We start from the raw sequence: 18,712 nt of genomic DNA, 5'->3' as shown, positions 1-18,712 counted from the left end.
GTCGCCCATAGCTCCGGCTATGGCCTCCTCCTCCGCCTTGCGATGCATCCACCTGCACGCTCACGACGGGCAGCGTTTGTCAGGCACTTCCGCGCTGATCCCCCACGTCTGCGGTCAGGCGGCGAGGATCTCCGCGACCGGCGTGTACGCCAGGCCGTGCGCCGAAGCGACGGGCGCGTTGGTGAGGACGCCTGCGTGGGTGTTGAGACCCAGGCCGAGCGCCTCGTCGCCGCGCAGCGCGTCCTTCCAGCCCCTGTCGGCGATCTTCACGGCGTACGGCAGGGTCGCGTTGGTCAGGGCGTAGGTGGAGGTGTTGGCCACCGAGCCCGGCATGTTCGCCACGCAGTAGAACACCGACTCGTGCACGCGGAACGTCGGCTCGGCGTGCGTGGTCGGGCGGGAGTCCTCGAAGCAGCCGCCCTGGTCGATCGCGATGTCGACGAGCACGGAGCCCGGCTTCATGCGGGAGACCAGCTCGTTGGAGACGAGCGTCGGGGCCTTGGCGCCCGGGATGAGCACGGCGCCGATGACCAGGTCGGCCTCGATCACCGCCCGCTCGATCGCGTACGACGTCGAGACCAGCGTCTTCAGCCGGCCCTGGTAGATGGCGTCGATGAAGCGCAGCCGGTCGATGTTTACGTCGAGGATCGTCACGTCGGCGCCCATGCCGACGGCGATCTGCGCCGCGTTGAGGCCGGAGACGCCGCCGCCGATCACGACGACCTTGGCGGGGGCCACGCCGGGCACCCCGCCGGGAAGCACGCCGCGTCCGCCGTTGAACCGCATCAGGTTGTACGCGCCGACCTGGGGGGCCAGCCGCCCGGCGACCTCCGACATCGGGGCCAGCAGCGGCAGCCCGTTGCCGACCTGGACGGTCTCGTACGCGATGGCGGTGGTGCCCGCCGCGAGCAGCGCGTCGGTGCACGGCCGGGAGGCGGCGAGGTGGAGATAGGTGAACAGGATCTGGTCCGCGCGGAGCCGGTGGTACTCCTCCGCGATCGGCTCCTTGACCTTGAGGATCATCTCCGACTCGGCCCACACCTCGTCGGCGCCCTCGACCAGCTTGGCGCCGGCCGCGAGGTACTCCTCGTCGGTGATGTGGGAGCCGAGTCCGGCACCGCGCTGGACGTCGACCTCGTGGCCGTGACGGACGAGCTCGTGGACGCCGGCCGGGGTGGCGGCGACGCGGTATTCGTGGTTCTTGACCTCGGCGGGCACGCCGATCTTCATGAGGTGTGTCCTTTCAAGCGGTCACTCGTCACGGTCGCCCCCTGCCCGGCCGCACGAGCTCTATGGTCTAAAGGCGGGCCCACGCCTCGGTGAGCACCGAACGGAGAATCGACTCGATCTCGTCGAACTCCTTGGGGCCGCAGATCAGCGGCGGGGCGAGCTGCACGACCGGGTCCCCACGGTCGTCCGCCCGGCAGTACAGGCCGGCGTCGTACAGCGCCTTCGAGAGGAAGCCGCGCAGCAGGCGCTCCGACTCCTCCTCGTTGAAGGTCTGCTTGGTGGACTTGTCCTTGACCAGCTCGATTCCGTAGAAGTAGCCCGAGCCGCGGACGTCGCCGACGATCGGCAGGTCGCGCAGCCGGTCGAGGGTCGCCTTGAACACCGGCTCGTTGGCCGTGACGTGCTCAAGCAGCCCCTCCCGCTCGAAGATGTCGAGGTTGGCCAGGGCGACGGCGGCCGACACCGGGTGGCCGCCGAAGGTGTATCCGTGCGCGAAGGTCTCGCTGCCGTGCTTGAACGGCTCGAACAGCCGCTCCGACACGATCATGGCGCCGATGGGCGAGTAACCGCTGGTCAGGCCCTTCGCACAGGTGATGATGTCCGGCACGTAGTCGAACTTCTGGCCGCCGAACATCGTGCCGAGACGGCCGAAGGCACAGATGACCTCGTCCGACACGAGCAGCACGTCGTGGGCGTCGCAGATCTCGCGCAGGCGCTGGAAGTATCCGGGGGGCGGCGGGAAACAGCCGCCGGCGTTCTGCACCGGCTCGACGAAGACGGCGGCCACGGTGTCCGGGCCCTCCATCTCGATGGCCTTGCCGACCTGGTCGGCGGCCCAGCGGCCGAACGCCTCGGGGTCCTTGTCCAGGCCGGGGAAGCCGGAGATCTCGTCGGCGCGGTAGAGGTTCGTGTTGGGGGCCTTGATCGCGCCGGGCACCAGCGGCTCGAAGACCTGCTTGAGCGCCGGGATGCCGGTGATCGACAGCGCGCCCTGCGGGGTGCCGTGGTAGGCGATGGACCGGCTGACGACCTTGGTCTTCAGCGGCTTGCCCTTGAGCTTGTAGTACTGCTTGGCCAGCTTCCAGGCCGACTCGACGGCCTCGCCGCCGCCGGTGGTGAAGAAGACGCGGTTGAGGTCACCGGGGGTGAGCTCCGCGAGCCGCGCGGCGAGCTCGGCCGCCTTCGGGTGCGCATACGACCACAGGGGGAAGAACGCGAGCTCCTGGGCCTGCTTGGCGGCGGCCTCGGCCAGCTCGGCGCGGCCGTGACCGACCTGCACCACGAACAGTCCGGCCAGGCCGTCGAGATACCGCTTGCCGTGGATGTCGTAGACGTAGGCGCCCTCGCCGCGCACGATCATGGGCACCTCCCCTCCCTCGTAGGAGGAGTGGCGCGTGAAGTGCATCCAGAGATTGTCCTGTGCGGCCTTGAGAACGTCGGGGCGCGTCATCGCAACCTTCCCTCAGGTGATCCGTCGCTGCTGCACAGTGTGCATGCCGCTTCCGCGTTTTGCCAAGTGATTACGTGGCGTCACTGTGAAAGAAGTTCGGATTCCGTGACATCGACATGTAACGGCAACGAAATCCGTCACCGTAGATTGGGGCCGTCCAGGCGCGGGAGCTGGGCCGGCCCGACCTGTGGTCAAATGGGGTTCCACCAGCCGACCTGGCAAGATCCGCGTACATTCCGGGAGAACGTCGTGACACCAGAGGAGATCGAGCGCGCCGTCGAGGAGGGCATGCCGCAGACGGTCGAGGACCTCAAGCGCCTCGTCGCCATACCGTCCGTCGCGTTCCCCGGCCACTCCGAGGCCCCGGTCCTTGAGGCCGCGGCGCTCGTCGAACGGCTGCTGCGCGACGCCGGCCTCCCGCACGTCCGGCAGATCCCCATCGAGGGCAGCTTCCCCGCCGTGTTCGCCGAGGCGCCCGCCCCCGAAGGGGCCCCGACCGTGCTGCTCTACGCGCACTACGACGTGCAGCCCGCAGGCGACCTCGCCCTGTGGCGCACTCCGCCGTTCGAGCCCACGGTCGTCGACGGGGTCATGCACGGCCGGGGCGCGGCCGACGACAAGAGCGGCGTCATCGCCCACGTGGCCGCGCTGCGCACTTTCAACGGCCGGTTCCCGGTCGGGCTGAAGGTCATCATCGAGGGCCAGGAGGAGTACGCCGGCGAGCGCCTGGAGGCGTTCGTCGAGAAGAACCCCGAACTGCTGCGCGCCGACGCCATGGTCATCGCCGACGTCGGCAACCCCGCGGTGGGCGACCCCGCGATCACCACCTCGCTGCGCGGCATGGCCGCGTTCACCGTGGAGGTCCGCACGCTCGCCGAGGCCGTGCACAGCGGCTCGTTCGGCGGCGCCGCCCCCGACGCGCTGGCCGCGCTCATGCGCATGCTGACCGCCCTGCACGACGACCAGGGCAGCGTACGGGTGCCCGGGCTCGAACCGGGGACCTTCCCCGGCGAGGCCGCCGGCGAAGAGGAGTTCCGCGAGCTCGCCGGAGTGCTCGACGGCGTGTCGCTGGTCGGCGACGGCTCGCTCGCCGACCGGCTCTGGGCGTCGTACGCGATCACGGTGACCGGGCTGGACGTGCCGACCGTGACCGGCGCCATCAACGCGGTCCAGGCGGTGGCCCGCGCGCGCGTCACGATCCGCATCCCCGCGAGCGGTGACTCCCGGCAGGCGCTGAACGACGTGACGGCCTACCTGGAGAAGGTCGCGCCGTGGGGGGTCAAGGTCTCCTTCAGCGACTTCGTCACCGGCTCGGGCTTCCAGATCGAGCCGGGCGGCCCGGCCATGAACGCCGCGGGGCGCGCGCTGGAGCGCGCCTTCGGGCGGGCGCCGCGCCAGGTCGGCCAGGGCGGCTCGATCCCGCTGGTGGCGGCCCTCGCCCGGCAGTTCCCCCAGGCCGAGATCCTGCTGTACGGCGCCGAGGACGACGGCGCCTCGATCCACGCCCCCAACGAACGGCTGGTGCTGGACGAGCTCAAGCGGATCATCACGACCGAGGCCCTGTTCCTCGCCGACTACGGCGGCTGGCACGGCGCGTCCTGAGCCCGCGGCAATCGGACACAGAAGGCCCGGTGGATGGGGGGACCACCGGGCCTTCCGTTTTTCTCGCACCGCCGTCACACGTGGCCCGGGGGATCCGCGGGCCGGCCGGCGCGCTTACTGGTAGTGGATGTCGGAAGAGCTGTAGATGCAGTTCGTGCCGTCGGCGCCCTCACCGATCTTCGTGGGCTCGCTGCCCTTCGGCACACCCTTGTACTTCTCGCAGATCACGATCTTGTGGCTGGAGTCGTTCTTGATCGTGATGTTCGAGAAGCGCGCAGTGTCGCCCCAGTTGGTGTTGATGCCCGCGAGCGCCTTGCCGGGAGAGGTCGCCACGATGTTCGACATCTGGACGTGCCGCTGGTAGGAGTTCGTGCAGTTGCCGCAGGCGCGGTAGAGCTTCCCGAAGTTCTCCACCTGGAAGTTCCTGATGATCATCGTGCCGGGGCCGTTGTGCTGGAACACCTTGTCGGAGGCGCTCCTGGCGCCGCCGCCGTCAATGGTCATGACCTGCGACGACGAGCTGCCCAGCAGGGTGGCGGCGTCTTCGCCGACGTCCTCCCACCAGACGTTCTGCAGCGTGCAGCTGCCCAGACAGTGGATGCCGTCGGCGCCGGGCGAGCCGATGATCACGTTCTTGAGCGTTGCGCCGTTGGCCAGCTCGAAGATCGGGTCCTGGCTCTCGCTCTGCCCGCCGTCGCCCATGTCACCACTTGCGTAGTAGCGCTTAAGGCCCCCGTCCACGGTGCCGGAGACGCTGATCGTGCTGGTGACCGCCTGCGAGCCGTTCGGGCTGGGCCAGCCCGACGGCGGCGGCGTCGGATTGGTGCTCGGCGTGGGCGAAGGGGATCTCGTCGGCGTCCTGGTGGGGGTGGGGGAAGCGGGCGGCTGGGAGCCGGTGGGCTGGAGTGACCACTGTTTGGTGGACACCGAGTCGCAGGAGTTCTGCTGCACGAGCGCGCCTGAGGAGGTGGAGTTGTCCTTGGTGTTGAGGCACTTGTCGCTGTTGGCGTTGACGACGCGGTAGTTGGAGCCCGAGGCGGTCAGCTCCCAGGTCTGCGACGTGGAGCCGGTGCAGGACTCCTGCTGGACGGCCCTGCCCGCGGAGGTGGAGGCGTCCTTCACCCCGGCGCACTTGCCGCTGTTGGCGGCGGCCAGGCGGAAGCCGCTGCCCTGGGTGGACAGGTTCCAGGTCTGGTTGCTCGCGCCGTTGCAGCTGGAGACGGTGAGCTGCACGCCGTCGGCGGTGCTGTTGCCGGGGACGGTCAGGCACAGGCCGCTGGCGCCGTTCACGATCCGGTAGGCGCCCGCGCTGGGTCCCGCACTGGGTCCCGCATTGGGTCCCGCACTGGGCGCCGCGTTGGACACGCCGACGAAGACGCCGCCCACCAGGGCGGCGACCCCGACAACGGTGCCGATCACCCCGACTCCGGTTCTGCTACTCCTTCTCAAAGCCGAGCTCCTCGCAGGTCGTGCAGGACCCCTGACCGAGGCTGGTGGCGGCGCCACTCCTGGTCCCGCTAAGGGAATTCATAGATGTGAACAACATCCATGAACCGGAACACGGCCAAAAGTACGGACCCCGCGAACCCGGGTCAATGCTCCGTGTCGACCAGCTGACGGGGTGGTCCTGGCACCCGCCGATTCCGGCAGGTGAGACCGTCCGCACCCGGTGCGCGCCAGTGAAATTTTCATGAAACACGGACACGCCGGGAGAGCCGAGGAGGTCATGGCGGAGAGCCATGGCCGACTGGAACGTTGCGCGGCACCACCCGGCACTCCCCACACACCGCCTGGCACTTCCCACACGGCACCGCGTGACTCCCCCTGCACGGCACCGCCCGGCACTCCCCGCACGGCACCGCCCGGCACTTCCCACACGGCACCGCGTGACTCCCCCTGCACTGCACCGCCCGGCACTCCCCGACATTTCCCACACGGCGGCGCGCGGTTCGCCGGCAACCCCCTTCTCCCCTCGTCAGGCCCGGTCACCGCGGACATGGGCCTGTGTCGGCGAAATCACACCATGACGAGCATGGGGCGAGAGCTCCCCAGGGCTACTCTTTTGTACCGACTGGTCAGTGCAAAGAACGGAGCACAGACGTGAATGCCGGGCGAACCACCGACGTCGCCACCCCCTCGGCCGGAACCCCCGACGGGCCGTCCGGCGGCGGGGTGGACGACACGTGCGACGGTGGTGGGGTGGACGACGCGTCCGACGGCACGTCCGGCGAGGCGTCCGGCGCCGTGTTCGGCGGGGTCGAGCTGAAGGCGCGAGACCTGGGCGTGCGCGGCGCTCACGGCTGGGTCTACCGGCACGTCTCCCTGCACGCGGCCCCGGGGACGCTGACCGTCGTCACGGGCGAGGCGGGCAGCGGCCGTACGAGCCTGCTGCTCACCCTCGCGGGACGGATGAAGCCCACCGAGGGGACGCTCACCGTCGGCGGCCTCGCCACACCCCGCGGGATCAGGCGGATCGCCGCCCTCGGGCTCTTCCCGGAGGTGAACCCGTTCGACGACGCCCTGACCGTACGGGAGCACCTGCAGGAGCGGCTGCGCCCGCACGGGTTCCTGTGGCGCAGGCGGCACCCGGACGCCGTGCGGTCGGCGCTCGCCCACGCCGGGCTCGATCCGGACGCGCTGCCGCGGGGCGACCGCACCCTGGCCAGGGACCTCACCCGGGCCCAGGCGGTGCGGCTGGGCGTCGCGCTCGCCCTGCTCGACCAGCCGGGCCTGCTGCTCGTGGACGACGCCGGCACCGGCATCCCCGCGGGCAGGCGGCGCGAGCTGTGGGACGTGCTGCGCGGCCTGGCCGACCAGGGGCTCACCGTCGTCGCGGCGTGCACCGACGCCGAGGAGGCGACCGGCGCGGCCAGCACGCTGCTGCCGCTGCCCGTTCCCGCTCCTCCGGCACCCGGTGCCGGAGACGCGGCGGAGACAGGAGAACGCCGATGAGGATCCCCCACCCCGGCCGGCTCGAACTGCGCAGGTTCCTGCGCTCGCGGCTCACCAGGGCCGCGCTGGTCGCCGTCGTCATGCTGCCTCTGCTGTACGCCGGGCTCTATCTGTGGTCGTTCTGGGATCCCCAGGCGAACCTCGACCGTGTGCCGGTGGCCCTCGTCGTGGAGGACCGTCCCGCCACCGCCGCCGGCGCCGCGGGGAGCCCCCCGAGCACGGTGGACGCCGGACGCGAACTCGCCGCCGAGCTGGAGCGGCGCAAGGTCTTCGCGTGGCACCGGGTCGACGCGGCGGAGGCCGACAAGGGCGTCCGAGAGGGCCGTTACTACCTGTCGCTCACGATCCCGGACGACTTCAGCGCCGACCTCGCCTCGCCCTCCGGCGACGGCACGCCGCGCCCGGCCCAGCTCGGCGTACGGGTGGACACCGGGCGCAGCTACATCATGCGGACGATCTCGGACGCCGTGTTCCGGGAGGTCAAGGAGGCGGCCGGACGCAGCGCGGTCAAGGGCTACCTGGACCAGATCTTCCTGTCCTTCGGCGAGCTGCACGACAAGACCGCCCAGGCGGCCGACGGCGCCGACCGGTTGCACGACGGGGCCGCCGCCGCGAGCGACGGCGCGGCCTCGCTCGCCAAGGGGCTCGGGTCCGCGCAGGACGCGACCGGCAAGCTGTCGTCCGGAGCCGACGCCCTGTACAGCGGGTCGAAGCAGCTCACGAGCGGGCTGCACCAGGCCAGGACCGGCTCGGCCTCCCTGTCCGCCGGTCTGTCGAAGGCGGCCGCGGGCGCGGCCGACCTCCGCAAGGGCCTGTCCGCGCTCGGCAAGGGTGCGGCCGCACTGGCCGAGGGCAACCGCGAGGTCTACCGCCAGGTGCACACCCTGTCTCCCACCGTTAACCGGGCGGCCGACAAATACGTCCCGGTGCTGGAGAAGAACGGCGACCGCATCCGGCAGGGCGCGCTCACCCTCGCGAAGGGCGCCGACGGCTTGGCCGACGCACTCGACGGCCTGCCCCAGGAGGTGCAGGGCTCGGCGGGCACGGCCAGGCAGGACCTGCGGGCCGTCCAGCGCTGGCTGAGCGCCCATCCCGACGCCGACCCCGAGCTGCGCGCGCTGGTCGAGCAGGCCGCGGGGTCGGCGGGCGACCTCGCGTCGGCCGCCGGGCGGCTGCAGAACCGCCTCGGCTCGCAGGAGGGCAGGCTCGACGACCTCGCCGGCACGGCACGGACCGTCGCGGACGACGCCCGCGAGCTGGCCGCCGCCGCGCCCGGCCTCGGCAGCGCGCTGAACGACGCCCGCGACAAGTTCAACCAGCTCGACAAGGGGCTGAAGCGACTGGCCGACGGAGCGTCCGACCTGCACGACGGCGCGGGCAAGGCGCTGAACGGAGCCACCTCGCTGTCGCGCGGCCTCGGCACGCTCAACAGCGGCGCGCGGACCCTGTCCACCGGGCTTGCCAGGCTCGACGACGGAGCGACCGGCCTCAACACCGGGCTCGCCTCGCTCGCCTCCGGCGCGGGCAAGCTCGACAACGGCATCGGCAAGCTGCACCGGGGGGCAGGAAAGCTCGGCTCCGGGCTGGTCAAGCTGACCGACGGTTCAAGCGAGCTGGCCGGCAAGCTCGGCGACGGGGCCGCGCAGATCCCCGACTACGGCACACCGGAGCGCGACAGCCGTACGGACATGATGAGCGACCCCGTCCGGCTCGCCACCGAGGTGGACAACGAGGTGCCCAACTACGGCACCGGGTTCGCTCCGTTCTTCGTGCCGCTCGCGTTGTGGGTCGGCGCGATGGTGACGTACATGGTGCTGCGGCCGCTCAACCCGCGCCTGCTCGCCGGGTCGGCGCCGGCGTGGCGCACGGCCCTCGCGGGCTGGCTTCCCGGGCTCGCGATGGGGACGCTCCAAGTGGCGGTGCTGCTCGCCGTGCTGCGCTTCGGCCTGGGGCTCGAGGCGGCCGACTGGCCGGGGATGGCGGCCTTCCTGGTGCTGGTCACGGCGGCGTTCCTCGCCGTCGTGCAGGCGGTCAACGCGCTGCTCGGGCCGCCCGGACGGGTGGCGGTGCTGGCGCTGCTCATGCTGCAACTCACCTCATCGGCGGGCACCTACCCGATCGAGACGTCCCCCGGGTTCTTCCAGGCCATCTCGCCGTGGCTGCCGATGAGCTGGGTGGTGTCGGCGATGCGCCGCCTCGTCAGCGGCGGCGACACCACCGTGGTGTGGCAGGCTTGCGGCGTGCTGTCCGCGTTCGTCGCCCTCGGTCTCGCCCTCACCGTGCTCGCCGTCCACCGTGGTCGTACGTGGTCGATGCGCCGCCTCAAGCCGGAGCTGTCGCTGTGAGCGGGCGGGGCGACGGCGCGACCGGCGGCAGGCGGGCCGAGACCCGGCAGCGGCTCTACCGGGCCGCTGCCGAACTCATCGCCGAGCAGGGTTTCGCCGCCACCACCGTCGACGCCATCGCCGAACGCGCGGGAGTGGCCAAGGGCACCGTCTTCTACAACTTCGGCAGCAAGGAGGCGCTGTTCGCGGGCCTGCTCGACCACGGGATCGAGCGGCTCGCCGACGCCCTCGCCGAGGCCGCACGCGCCCCGGCCGCCTCTCCGGTCGCCGTGCTAGACGCGCTCATGCTCGCGCAGCTCCGCTTCTTCGACGAGTACGGGCCGTTCGCCCGGGTGCTGCTGGCCGAGCTGTGGCGGGCGGCCTGGCAGGACGCGATCCTGCGGCTGCGCACGAGCGTGCTCGCGGTCTACGAACGTGTCCTTGCCGATGCCGTGGCGGCCGGCGAGCTGCGCCCGGGATTCGACACCGGCACCGCCGCCACCGCCGTCTTCGGCATGGTGCTCACCGTCGCCATCGAGCGTCGCGCGCTGCACCCCGGCCAGCCGGTCGAGGACGTACACGCGACGCTCGCCGAACTCGTCCACCGCCGCATCTCGCCCTGACGGAGCCCTGGCCGAGCCCCTGATGAGCCCCTGATGAGCCCCAGATGAGCCCCGGACGAGCCCCGGACGAGCCCCGGACGAGCGCGGATCGGCGTCGGGCGAGCGCGGACGTCAGAGGAAGAGCTCGTCCACCGACGTCACCGTCACCGCCTTGCGGACCCACTCCTTCAGGAGATTCAGGTCGGAGCATCGGCTGATCCGCTCGCGTGCCTCGGGGGGAATCTCCAGCCCCCGGGCGTCGAGCACGGCGAGGATCGCGTCGATCTCGCCCTCCGCGCGCCCCTGTTCCAGCCCCTGCTCCAGACCCTGCTCCAAGCCCTGTTCCAGGCCCTTGTTCACCCAATCGGAGAAGTAGCGGTCGCCGATGACCTTCTCGTAGTCGGCTGACGCTGTCATCAGAAGCTCCTTCAGGCGCTCACCCACTACTGTGGGTACCAGGCCGAACACGTAGCTCAAATATAGCCGGACGTCCTTCTGGTCGAGCTCGTTCAGCCCCTCCAGCATGACCTCCAGCCCCTTGTCGATGTCGGGGTGGTCACCGTTCATGGCCGCCGACAACACGGCCAGCTCGGGGTGCCTGCGTGCCTCGCCCGGATCGGTGACCAAGGGCAGGCGGTCCGAGTGAATCGCCACCGGGGTGACCGTTCCGCTCGGCCCCATGGAGATGGGCTGCTCGCACCAGCGGCCCACCGCCGGGTTCAGGCTGATCACCAGCAGGGCGGTGTCACACTTCAACCGGGCCCGCAGCGCGGCGACGTATACGGGCCAGGTGAAGCGCTTGTCCGCGTCGTGCCGTAACTGCACCTCGACGATCACCGCCAGCCGGGCCGTTCCCGACCCGTCGCGGAGCACCACGACCGCGTCCGCGCGATACTCCACCGGGGTCAGTTGCGTGGCGTCCACCGCCTCCGCCGTGGCCTTGGCGAATTCGGGCGGCTCGATGCCGCCGACCTCGCGTAACAGCTCCACCGCGGCGTTGGGCCTCCGGTGGAAGAGGTCGACCGTTTGTTGATGGATGAGATTCGGCACGCGGGAAACTTTACTCAGTGTGTTCGAGTCGTTACGGAGAATTATCGGGTTCTGTGGATGAGTGTGGAACGGGGCTGGGGTGTTAGCTGGACGAGATGATCGGCAACTAACGTGATCCGCCATTCGTCGGGATAGATGCAGGTATCCCGTGACAATGGAGGAGCCCGTGTACCCCCCACCGCAGCAGAAGCGCCGCCGCAGCGTGGCACCGTTCGTCGTCGCGGTCATCTTCGCGGGGGCGCTCATCGTCGGGCTGAGGCTGCTGTTCGGCGGAGTTTCAGGCGGCGGTGGCGATGCCGGTGACGGCGGGGGCGACGGGGGCGGGAGTGCGGGCAAACGCGCCTGCGGTGACGACGGGATCACGCTGACCATCGCCGCGTCGAGCGAGAAGGCCGAGCTGCTGCGCACGATGGCCAACGACTACAACGGCCATGAGGTGGACGGAAAATGCGTGGACGTGGTCGTGAACTCCAAGGCCTCGGGCGGGGCCATGCAGGCCCTCGCGCGGGGCTGGGACGAGCGGCAGGACGGCCCGAAGCCGGACGTCTGGACGCCGGCGAGCACCGGCTGGGTCACCCTGCTGCGGCAACGCGTCGAGGGCGGCGACCAGGCGTCGCCGGTGTCCGCCGACAACCCGACGATCGCCACGTCTCCGCTGGTCATCGCGATGCCCAAGCCGATGGCCCAGGCGCTCGGCTGGCCGTCCAAGAAGATCGGCTGGTCGGAGATCCTCGACCTCGCCAACGACCCCAAGGGCTGGGCGGCTTACGACCACCCGGAGTGGGGGAGGTTCCGCCTCGGCAAGACGAACCCGAACTTCTCGACGTCCGGGCTCAACGCCACGGTCGGGGCGTACTTCGCGGCCACCGGGCTGTCGGGCGACCTGACGGAACGAGACGTCGCCGCGGCGAAGACGCGCGAGTTCGTGCGGGGGGTCGAGCGGTCCATCGTCCACTACGGCGACACGACGCTGACGTTCCTGTCGAACCTCCAGCACGCCGACGACTCGGGGACGGCCATGTCGTACATCTCCGCCGTGACGGTGGAGGAGAAGTCGGTGTGGGACTACAACCAGGGCAACCCGACGGGTGATCCCAAGACGCTCGGCGACCACGCCAAGCCGAAGGTCCCGCTGGTGGCGATCTACCCCAAGGAGGGCACGCTCTTCTCCGACCACCCGTACGCCGTGCTGTCCTGGGCGGACGCCGCGAAGAAGGCCGCGGCGGCGGACTTCCTGAAGTATCTGCAGGCGCCCGAGCAGCAGAGGCAGTTCGAGAAGTACGCCTTCCGGTCGTACGACGGCAAGCCGGGCGACCTCATCACGACCGCCAACGGCCTCGACCCCAAGCAGCCGGCGACCACGCTGAGCACCCCGGCGCCGCCGGTGCTGAACCGCATCCTCAAGAGCTGGGCCGAGCTGCGCAAGCCCGCCAACGTGCTGATGGTGATGGACGTGTCCGGCTCGATGGGCGCCGACGTCGAAGGCACCGGCAAGACCAAGCTCGACCTGGCCAAGCAGGCCGCGATCAACGCGCTGCCGCAGTTCGGGCCGAACGACCGGGTCGGCCTGTGGCTGTTCAGCCTCAAGCAGGACGGCGACAAGGACTACCGCGAGCTCGTCCCCCTGGGCAGGGGCAACCAGTCGCAGCTCAAGAGCCGCATCAACGGCCTGATCCCCAGCGGCGGCACGGGGCTGTACGACACGGCCCTCGCGTCCTACCAGTACGTGACGCGCCATCAGAGCGGTGACGCGATCAACGCGGTCGTGTTCCTGACGGACGGCAAGAACGAGGACAACAACTCCATCTCGCTCGACAACCTGCTGCCCGACCTGCGCCATGAGGCGGGCCAGGAGACCGTGCGGATGTTCACCATCGCGTACGGCGGCGACGCCGACCTCGACGTCCTGCGGCGCATCTCGCAGGCCACGGACGCGGCGGCCTACGATTCGCGCAAGCCGGGAAGCATCGACGAGGTGTTCACCGCCGTCATCTCCAACTTCTGATCAACCCTGCCGTCCGACCTGGGAGCCCCCCTTTGTCCCGCTTCACCGAGGAACTCCGCGACCCCTGGGCGCTGCTCCTGGGCGCCACCGCCGCGGGCGCGGCCTGGGCGGTCGGCGTCCCTACCGTGGGGGTGCCCGTCGCCGGGGTCGCGGTCTGGCTCATCAAGGCGTTCGCCTCCGCGTGGCAGTCCACCGGTGGCGAGAGCCGTACGGAAACGCAGGCCCCGCCGGTGACGAAGGGGAGCGCGGAGGAGGCGTGGCTGCGGCGGGCGGAGCGGGCCGCCGCGTCGTTCGCCGACCTGACCGCCTCGATGCGCGGGCAGCTCCTGCTCGACCGGATCGCGGCGATGCGCCCGCAGGTGGACGACACCGTCGGCACGCTGCGCCGGCTGGCCGGGCACGCCTCGGTCACCGGCTCGGCCCTGGCCCGCTTCGACCCCCGGTTCCTGGAGCAGGAGCGCGTACGGCTCACGCAGGCGCGGCAGACGGCCCGGCAGGAGGTCGCGGGCGAGCTCGACCGGTCGATCGCCGCCCTTGACGCGCAGCGCGAGGTGTACGACAGGTTGTGGGGCACGCGGGAGCGGGTGCTGGCCCGGCTGCAGTCGGGCGCCATCAGCCTGGAGGGCCTGGTCGCGCGGGCCGTGGAGATCTCCGCCATGACGGCGGCCTCCGACGACGCGGGCGGCGCCCGGGCGCTCGACGAGCTGACCTCGGAGCTCGAACTGACCCGGCAGAGCCTGCACGAGATCGAGGAGGCCACCCGCGACGACGTCGGCCCCTGAGCCCACTTGAGCCCGCTTGGGGGCCCTCCGTCCGCCTGTGCGCGTTCAACCGGCGAGGAGGCGGGCGAGCTCGGCCGGGCCGGCGTTGCCGCCCGTGCACACCACGGCCACCCTGCGCCCGGCGAACTCCTCACGCCGGGCCAGCAGCCCGGCGAGGGCCGCCGCCCCCGCGCCCTCGGCCAGGGTGTGGGCCTCGGTGAGCAGCAGACGCTGGGCCCGCAGGATGTCGTCGTCGTCCACCAGCACGAAGTCGGCCAGGCCGTCGCGCATCACGGCCTGCGGGAGCGCGAACGCCGAACCGGTGGCGAGCCCCTCCACGACCGTCTTGACGGGCCGGGTCACCGGCTCCCGCAAGCGCCAGGAGTCGTGCGCGGCCGGGGCCTGGGCCGACTGGACGGCGATCACCCGGCAGCCCGGCGCGAGCGCGGCGGCGGCGAGGCACGCCGCGGCGGCCCCGCTGCCGCTGCCCACGGGCACGAACACCGCCTCCAGATCCGGCCGGGCGGTGAACATCTCGACGTAGAGCGTGCCCACCCCGGCCAGGATGTCCGGCTCGTCGGCCGGGCTGATCAGCCGGCGTCCCGTGCGCTCGGCGAGGTCACGCGCGTGCCCGGCGGCCTCCACCATCGTCGCGCCCCGGACCTCGACGGTCGCCCCGAGCGCCTCGACCGCCGCGACCTTGGCGGGGTTCGGGTTCTCCGGCATCAGGACGGCGCACGGCACGCCGTACAGGCGGGAGGCGTACGCGACGGACTGGGCGTGGTTGCCGGTCGAGTAGGTGACCACCCCGCGTTCGCGGCCGGCCATGCGCGCCAGCAACGCGATGCCGCCGCGCACCTTGAACGCCCCCGTGGGCTGGACGTTCTCGTGCTTCACGTGGACCTCGGCGCCCACCGCCGCGTCGAGCACGGGATAGGACCACAGGGGAGTCTCGGGCAGATGCGGGGCGATGAGCCGCCGGGCGTCCAGGATGTCGCGGATGTCGGTCATGACCCCCAGCCTGGCCATCCGCAGGACAATAGGTCCAACTCAACTTCTCAGGCGAAACCATAGACGGGATCGATGAATGCCGCTCGACGTCGTACGGCTGCGGGTCCTCGTGGCGGTGGCCAGGACCGGCACGGTGACCGCCGCGGCGCGGGAGCTGCACTACTCGCAGCCCTCGGTGAGCCACCACCTCGCCCGGCTTGAGGCGGAGACGGGCGCGAAGCTGGTGCAGCGCGTGGGGCGCGGCATCCGCCTCACCGAGGCGGGCCGCCTGCTCGCCGAGCGGGGCGCGGAGATCCTCGGCCGTCTCGACGCGGCATCCACGGAGCTCGCCGCGCACGTCGGGCTGCGCGCCGGACGCGTCCGGCTGGCGGCGTTCCCCTCCGCCCTCGGCACGTTCGTCCCGGCCGCCGCCGCCCGGCTCGCGCGCGACCATCCGGGGCTCGACCTGCGGCTGATGGAGGCCGAGCCGCCCGAGGCACTGCGCCTGCTGCGGGCCGGCCGGGTGGACGTCGCCGTGGTCTTCCGCTTCGGCGAGACCGCCCCCGAGGACGACGGCGTCCGGCTGGTCCACCTGCTCGACGACCCGAGCCTCCTCGTCACTCCCACGGCGTACGGCGACGCGGGCGACCTGGCGGCGTACGCGGACGGGACGTGGATCACGGGATGCGAGCGGTGCCGCGCGCACCTGCTCGCGCTGTGCGCCGAGGCGGGCTTCACGCCGCGCGTCTCGTTCACGACGGACGACTACGTGGCCGTGCAGGCCATGGTCGCGGCCGGGCTGGGCACGGCGATCCTCCCCCGGCTCGCGCTGTCGGCCCACCGCCATCCCGACGTGCGGGTGTCCGAGCTGCCCGGGTCGGACCGCCGGGTCTACGCCGCGACGTACGGCGAGCCGCCCGACCCGCCCGCCACCGCGGCCCTGGTCGCCGCCTTGCTGGCGATCATATGATCCGTCAGCTCGGTGCCGGCGACGGCGTGGCGGCGTCGTTGTCCAGCTCCTTGGCGCTCCACACCGCGACGCCGGTGCCCGGCAGCTGACTGATTTTGGACTCGAACGTGGCGGTGCCGTCCGTCGCGTCGTCGTCCTCCTCGGCGAAGACGAGGAGCGCCTGCCATTCGTTGTACCGGTCCGCGGGGAAGAGCAGCCGGGGACCGATCGACAGGTCCGAGTCGCCGGACAGCCGCTGGCTGTCGACGGTCACCCAGCCGTACGACGGCCGGTCGCTGAGCCGCACGTAGATGAGCGCCGAGCCTCCTTCGGGCACGACCACCTGGGCGGGTGTGACCATGACGTACGGCGTGGCGCTCACGGTCGGGGTCGGCGTCGGAGTGGGAACCGCACTCGGCAGCAGGCGGGCGACGGCGGCCGATCCGCGCGGCGCGGCGTCGGCCGTGCCCGGGACGAGCCCGGTCACCGCGGACGCGGCGGCCACGACGGCCGCGAGGACGGCCGGGCGACGTAACCGGCCGTGGGGGAATCGCATCGGGCACCTCCGTGGTGAGCCGACCGGCCGCCTCGGGCCGGCTGCCGTTGATCGTCGGCGATGCTCACAGCGTCCGATCTGCCACGCGGCCTGTACAGGAACCGCCGCCCCGGCGGCCACCCGGAGGGGCCCGCGACGGGCCGTTCACCTGGGGCAAACGCCCCCGGACACGGACACCCGGCCGGTGAAAGATTCAGCGCCGCCAGAGCAAACCACCGAGCAAACCACCGAGCAAGCCACTGAGCAAGCCACTGAGCAAGCCGCCGCGCGAGGCGCGACGAGCAAGCCGTCGCGGGTCAGCCGGCCTGGCGGAACTCGCCGGTCTGGGGACCCTCCGCGCAGGCGGCGGCCAGCTCGTCCAGCGACAGGCCGAGTGCGGCGGCGAGCGCGGCGACCGTGAAGAAGGCCGGGGTCGGCGCGCGGCCGGTCTCGATCTTGCGCAGCGTCTCGGCCGACAGCCCGGCCGCCGCCGCGACCTCGACCATGCTGCGCTCGCCGCGCGCCTGCCGGAGCAGGACGCCGAACCGCTCCCCCCGCTGCCGCTCCTCGGGGGTCAGGGGCACTCTCACCATGACCGTGATACTAATACCGGTATAGTTATTGGTGCCACCCCCGGAGGGCATTGTCATGGTGGAAATCAAGAGCGACGCCGCGCTGGACGCGATGCGGGAGGCGGGGCGGGTCGTGGCCCGCACGCTCGACGCCGTACGGAAGGCCGCGGCCATCGGGGTGCGGCTCACGGACCTGGACGAGACGGCGCGGGCGGTGCTGCGCGAGGCCGGGGCGAGCTCCCCGTTCCTCGGCTATCGGCCGCCCTTCGCGCCGACCCCGTTTCCCGCCGTGATCTGCGTGTCCGTCAACGACGCGATCGTGCACGGCATCCCGACCGGCTACCGGCTGCGGGACGGGGACGTGGTCGGCGTCGACGCCGGCGCGGTGCTGGACGGCTGGGCGGCCGACGCCGCCGTCACGTTCATCGTGGGCACGCCGCGCCCCGGTGACCTGGAGCTGGTCGACACCACGCGCAGGGCGCTGGAGGCCGGGATCGCCGCCGCGACCGTGGGCAACCGCATCGGGGACATCTCGGCGGCGATCGGCGCGATCGCCAAGGAGGCCGGATATGGCATGCCCAGGGACTTCGGCGGCCACGGCATCGGCCGGCGGATGCACGAGGACCCGTCGGTGCCGAACCACGGGCGGCCCGGCCGGGGCTATCCCCTGCGGCATGGTCTCACCCTGGCCATCGAGCCGATGTTCATCGCCGGGGGCCGGGACGGTTATCACACAGCGGGCGACGGCTGGACGCTGCACAGCACGGACGGCAGCAGGGCCGCCCACATGGAGCACACCATCGCGGTCACCGAGGACGGCCCTCGCGTGCTGACCGTGCTGTGAATCCACTGCTCTGGAGTCACTGCCCGTGACGGCGCTCTAAATTGACGTGCCGCGACGGCGCCGGTGTCCCTACCATCCGAACATGCCGACTCTGCCCACGCTCGCCCTGTTCGCGGCCGCCACGATGGCGTTGCTCCTGGTTCCGGGACCCGCCGTGCTCTACATCGTCACCCGGAGCGTGGCCCAGGGCCGTACGGCGGGGCTGGTCTCCGTTGTCGGCATCCACACCGGGTCGCTCGTCCACATCGCCGCCGCGGCCTTCGGGATCACAGCGCTGCTCGCCGCCTCGGCTACAGCGTTCGCCGTCGTGAAGTATCTGGGCGCGGCCTACCTCCTCTACCTGGGCATCCGCAAGCTCGTCCGGCGGACGGAGGCGGAGGAGACCGAGGTGAAGCCGGCCTCGCCCCGGCGGCTGTTCGGCGAGGGGTTCGTGGTCAACGTGCTGAACCCCAAGACGGCCATGTTCTACCTCGCGTTCCTGCCGCAGTTCGTCGATCCGGCGCGCGGCCCCGTGGCCCCGCAGGTGCTCGTGCTCGGGGCAGTGTGGGTCGCGCTCGGCATGGCCAGCGACGGCACGTACGCCCTGCTGGCCGCGGTGCTGGCCGGGCGGCTGCGCTCCTCGGCGCGCGCCCGGCGGCGGCTCGACCAGGGCAGCGGCGTCGTCTACCTCGGTCTCGGCGCCGTGGCCGCGCTCGCGACCGAGGGCGCCAAGAAGCTCTGACAGCCCGCCCGAGGGCAGACCCAGCACAGACCCGGGGCAGACCCGGGGCAGACCCAGGACATTTGTACTGCCGCAATCGGGATCGCTGAATCTGTCGGGCTCCTCCGGTTTTCGCGAGGCTTAAC

16 protein-coding genes are annotated in these 18,712 nt (G+C 71.5%); 9 read left to right on the top strand and 7 right to left on the bottom strand.

The genetic code is table 11. The features are described from left to right. Positions 1-114: 114 nt before the first annotated feature. Both ald and OHB01_RS18360 read right to left on the bottom strand, forming a co-directional pair. Positions 115-1,230, bottom strand: coding sequence for an alanine dehydrogenase (ald, locus tag OHB01_RS18365; protein WP_142649247.1), 1,116 nt, complete (start codon positions 1,228-1,230; stop codon positions 115-117). A gap of 67 nt (positions 1,231-1,297) precedes the next feature. Beyond that, positions 1,298-2,680, bottom strand: coding sequence for an aspartate aminotransferase family protein (locus OHB01_RS18360; protein ID WP_142649246.1), 1,383 nt, complete (start codon positions 2,678-2,680; stop codon positions 1,298-1,300). A 249-nt stretch (positions 2,681-2,929) separates the two neighbouring features. Here OHB01_RS18360 and OHB01_RS18355 point away from each other — a divergent pair, with 249 nt between their 5' ends. Continuing rightward, positions 2,930-4,282: a M20/M25/M40 family metallo-hydrolase gene (locus tag OHB01_RS18355; RefSeq protein ID WP_142649245.1), complete on the top strand. Its 1,353-nt coding sequence runs from the start codon at positions 2,930-2,932 to the stop codon at positions 4,280-4,282. Between the two features lie 114 nt (positions 4,283-4,396). On the opposite strand, the gene OHB01_RS18350 is transcribed toward OHB01_RS18355, so the two are convergent. After that, positions 4,397-5,701, bottom strand: a complete 1,305-nt coding sequence (locus OHB01_RS18350; RefSeq protein WP_328855724.1) for a pectate lyase — start codon at positions 5,699-5,701, stop codon at positions 4,397-4,399. 681 nt (positions 5,702-6,382) lie between these two features. Here OHB01_RS18350 and OHB01_RS18345 point away from each other — a divergent pair. Genes OHB01_RS18345 through OHB01_RS18335 form a run of 3 tightly spaced genes read left to right on the top strand, consistent with a single transcriptional unit; the run spans position 6,383 to position 10,181 of the window. Further along, positions 6,383-7,234, top strand: a complete 852-nt coding sequence (locus OHB01_RS18345; protein ID WP_147945286.1) for an ABC transporter ATP-binding protein — start codon at positions 6,383-6,385, stop codon at positions 7,232-7,234. Next, positions 7,231-9,579 (top strand): YhgE/Pip domain-containing protein, encoded by a 2,349-nt coding sequence (locus OHB01_RS18340; protein ID WP_142648223.1) that lies wholly within the window; start codon positions 7,231-7,233, stop codon positions 9,577-9,579. The genes OHB01_RS18345 and OHB01_RS18340 overlap by 4 nt, the downstream gene beginning before the upstream one ends. Then, positions 9,576-10,181, top strand: a complete 606-nt coding sequence (locus OHB01_RS18335; RefSeq protein WP_142648222.1) for a TetR/AcrR family transcriptional regulator — start codon at positions 9,576-9,578, stop codon at positions 10,179-10,181. The genes OHB01_RS18340 and OHB01_RS18335 overlap by 4 nt, the downstream gene beginning before the upstream one ends. Positions 10,182-10,292: 111 nt before the next feature. Here OHB01_RS18335 and OHB01_RS18330 read toward each other — a convergent pair whose 3' ends face one another. Further along, the gene (locus tag OHB01_RS18330) at positions 10,293-11,210 is read right to left on the bottom strand and encodes a hypothetical protein (RefSeq protein ID WP_142648221.1); all 918 of its coding nucleotides are present in this window, start codon (positions 11,208-11,210) and stop codon (positions 10,293-10,295) included. A gap of 166 nt (positions 11,211-11,376) precedes the next feature. Between OHB01_RS18330 and OHB01_RS18325 the strand changes: the two genes are divergently transcribed. Next, a complete protein-coding gene (locus OHB01_RS18325; protein WP_260617296.1) occupies positions 11,377-13,215 on the top strand; it encodes a substrate-binding and VWA domain-containing protein in 1,839 nt (612 codons plus the stop codon). A gap of 32 nt (positions 13,216-13,247) precedes the next feature. Continuing rightward, positions 13,248-13,997, top strand: coding sequence for a hypothetical protein (locus OHB01_RS18320; RefSeq protein WP_142648219.1), 750 nt, complete (start codon positions 13,248-13,250; stop codon positions 13,995-13,997). Between the two features lie 45 nt (positions 13,998-14,042). Here OHB01_RS18320 and OHB01_RS18315 read toward each other — a convergent pair whose 3' ends face one another. Next, positions 14,043-15,005, bottom strand: coding sequence for a threonine ammonia-lyase (locus OHB01_RS18315; protein ID WP_261986037.1), 963 nt, complete (start codon positions 15,003-15,005; stop codon positions 14,043-14,045). Between the two features lie 58 nt (positions 15,006-15,063). Here OHB01_RS18315 and OHB01_RS18310 point away from each other — a divergent pair, with 58 nt between their 5' ends. Then, positions 15,064-15,936, top strand: a complete 873-nt coding sequence (locus OHB01_RS18310) for a LysR family transcriptional regulator (RefSeq protein ID WP_328708199.1) — start codon at positions 15,064-15,066, stop codon at positions 15,934-15,936. 4 nt (positions 15,937-15,940) lie between these two features. Here the strand turns inward: OHB01_RS18310 and OHB01_RS18305 are convergent, their stop codons facing one another. Continuing rightward, entirely contained in the window at positions 15,941-16,471 is a 531-nt protein-coding gene (locus tag OHB01_RS18305; RefSeq protein WP_142648217.1) for a hypothetical protein, read from the bottom strand. Positions 16,472-16,767: 296 nt separating this feature from the next. Further along, positions 16,768-17,043, bottom strand: coding sequence for a helix-turn-helix domain-containing protein (locus OHB01_RS18300; RefSeq protein ID WP_142625059.1), 276 nt, complete (start codon positions 17,041-17,043; stop codon positions 16,768-16,770). Between the two features lie 55 nt (positions 17,044-17,098). Between OHB01_RS18300 and map the strand changes: the two genes are divergently transcribed. Then, the gene (gene map / locus OHB01_RS18295; protein ID WP_142648216.1) at positions 17,099-17,866 is read left to right on the top strand and encodes a type I methionyl aminopeptidase; all 768 of its coding nucleotides are present in this window, start codon (positions 17,099-17,101) and stop codon (positions 17,864-17,866) included. A gap of 82 nt (positions 17,867-17,948) precedes the next feature. Further along, positions 17,949-18,587 carry a LysE family translocator gene (locus tag OHB01_RS18290; RefSeq protein ID WP_142648215.1) on the top strand — a complete coding sequence of 213 codons (639 nt, stop codon included), beginning with the start codon at positions 17,949-17,951 and terminating at the stop codon, positions 18,585-18,587. Positions 18,588-18,712 lie beyond the last annotated feature (125 nt).

This window comes from Microbispora hainanensis (genome assembly GCF_036186745.1).
GTDB lineage: Bacteria > Actinomycetota > Actinomycetes > Streptosporangiales > Streptosporangiaceae > Microbispora.
Note: the sequence above shows the minus strand (reverse complement) of the source record. Positions and strands in the feature narration are given on the sequence as shown.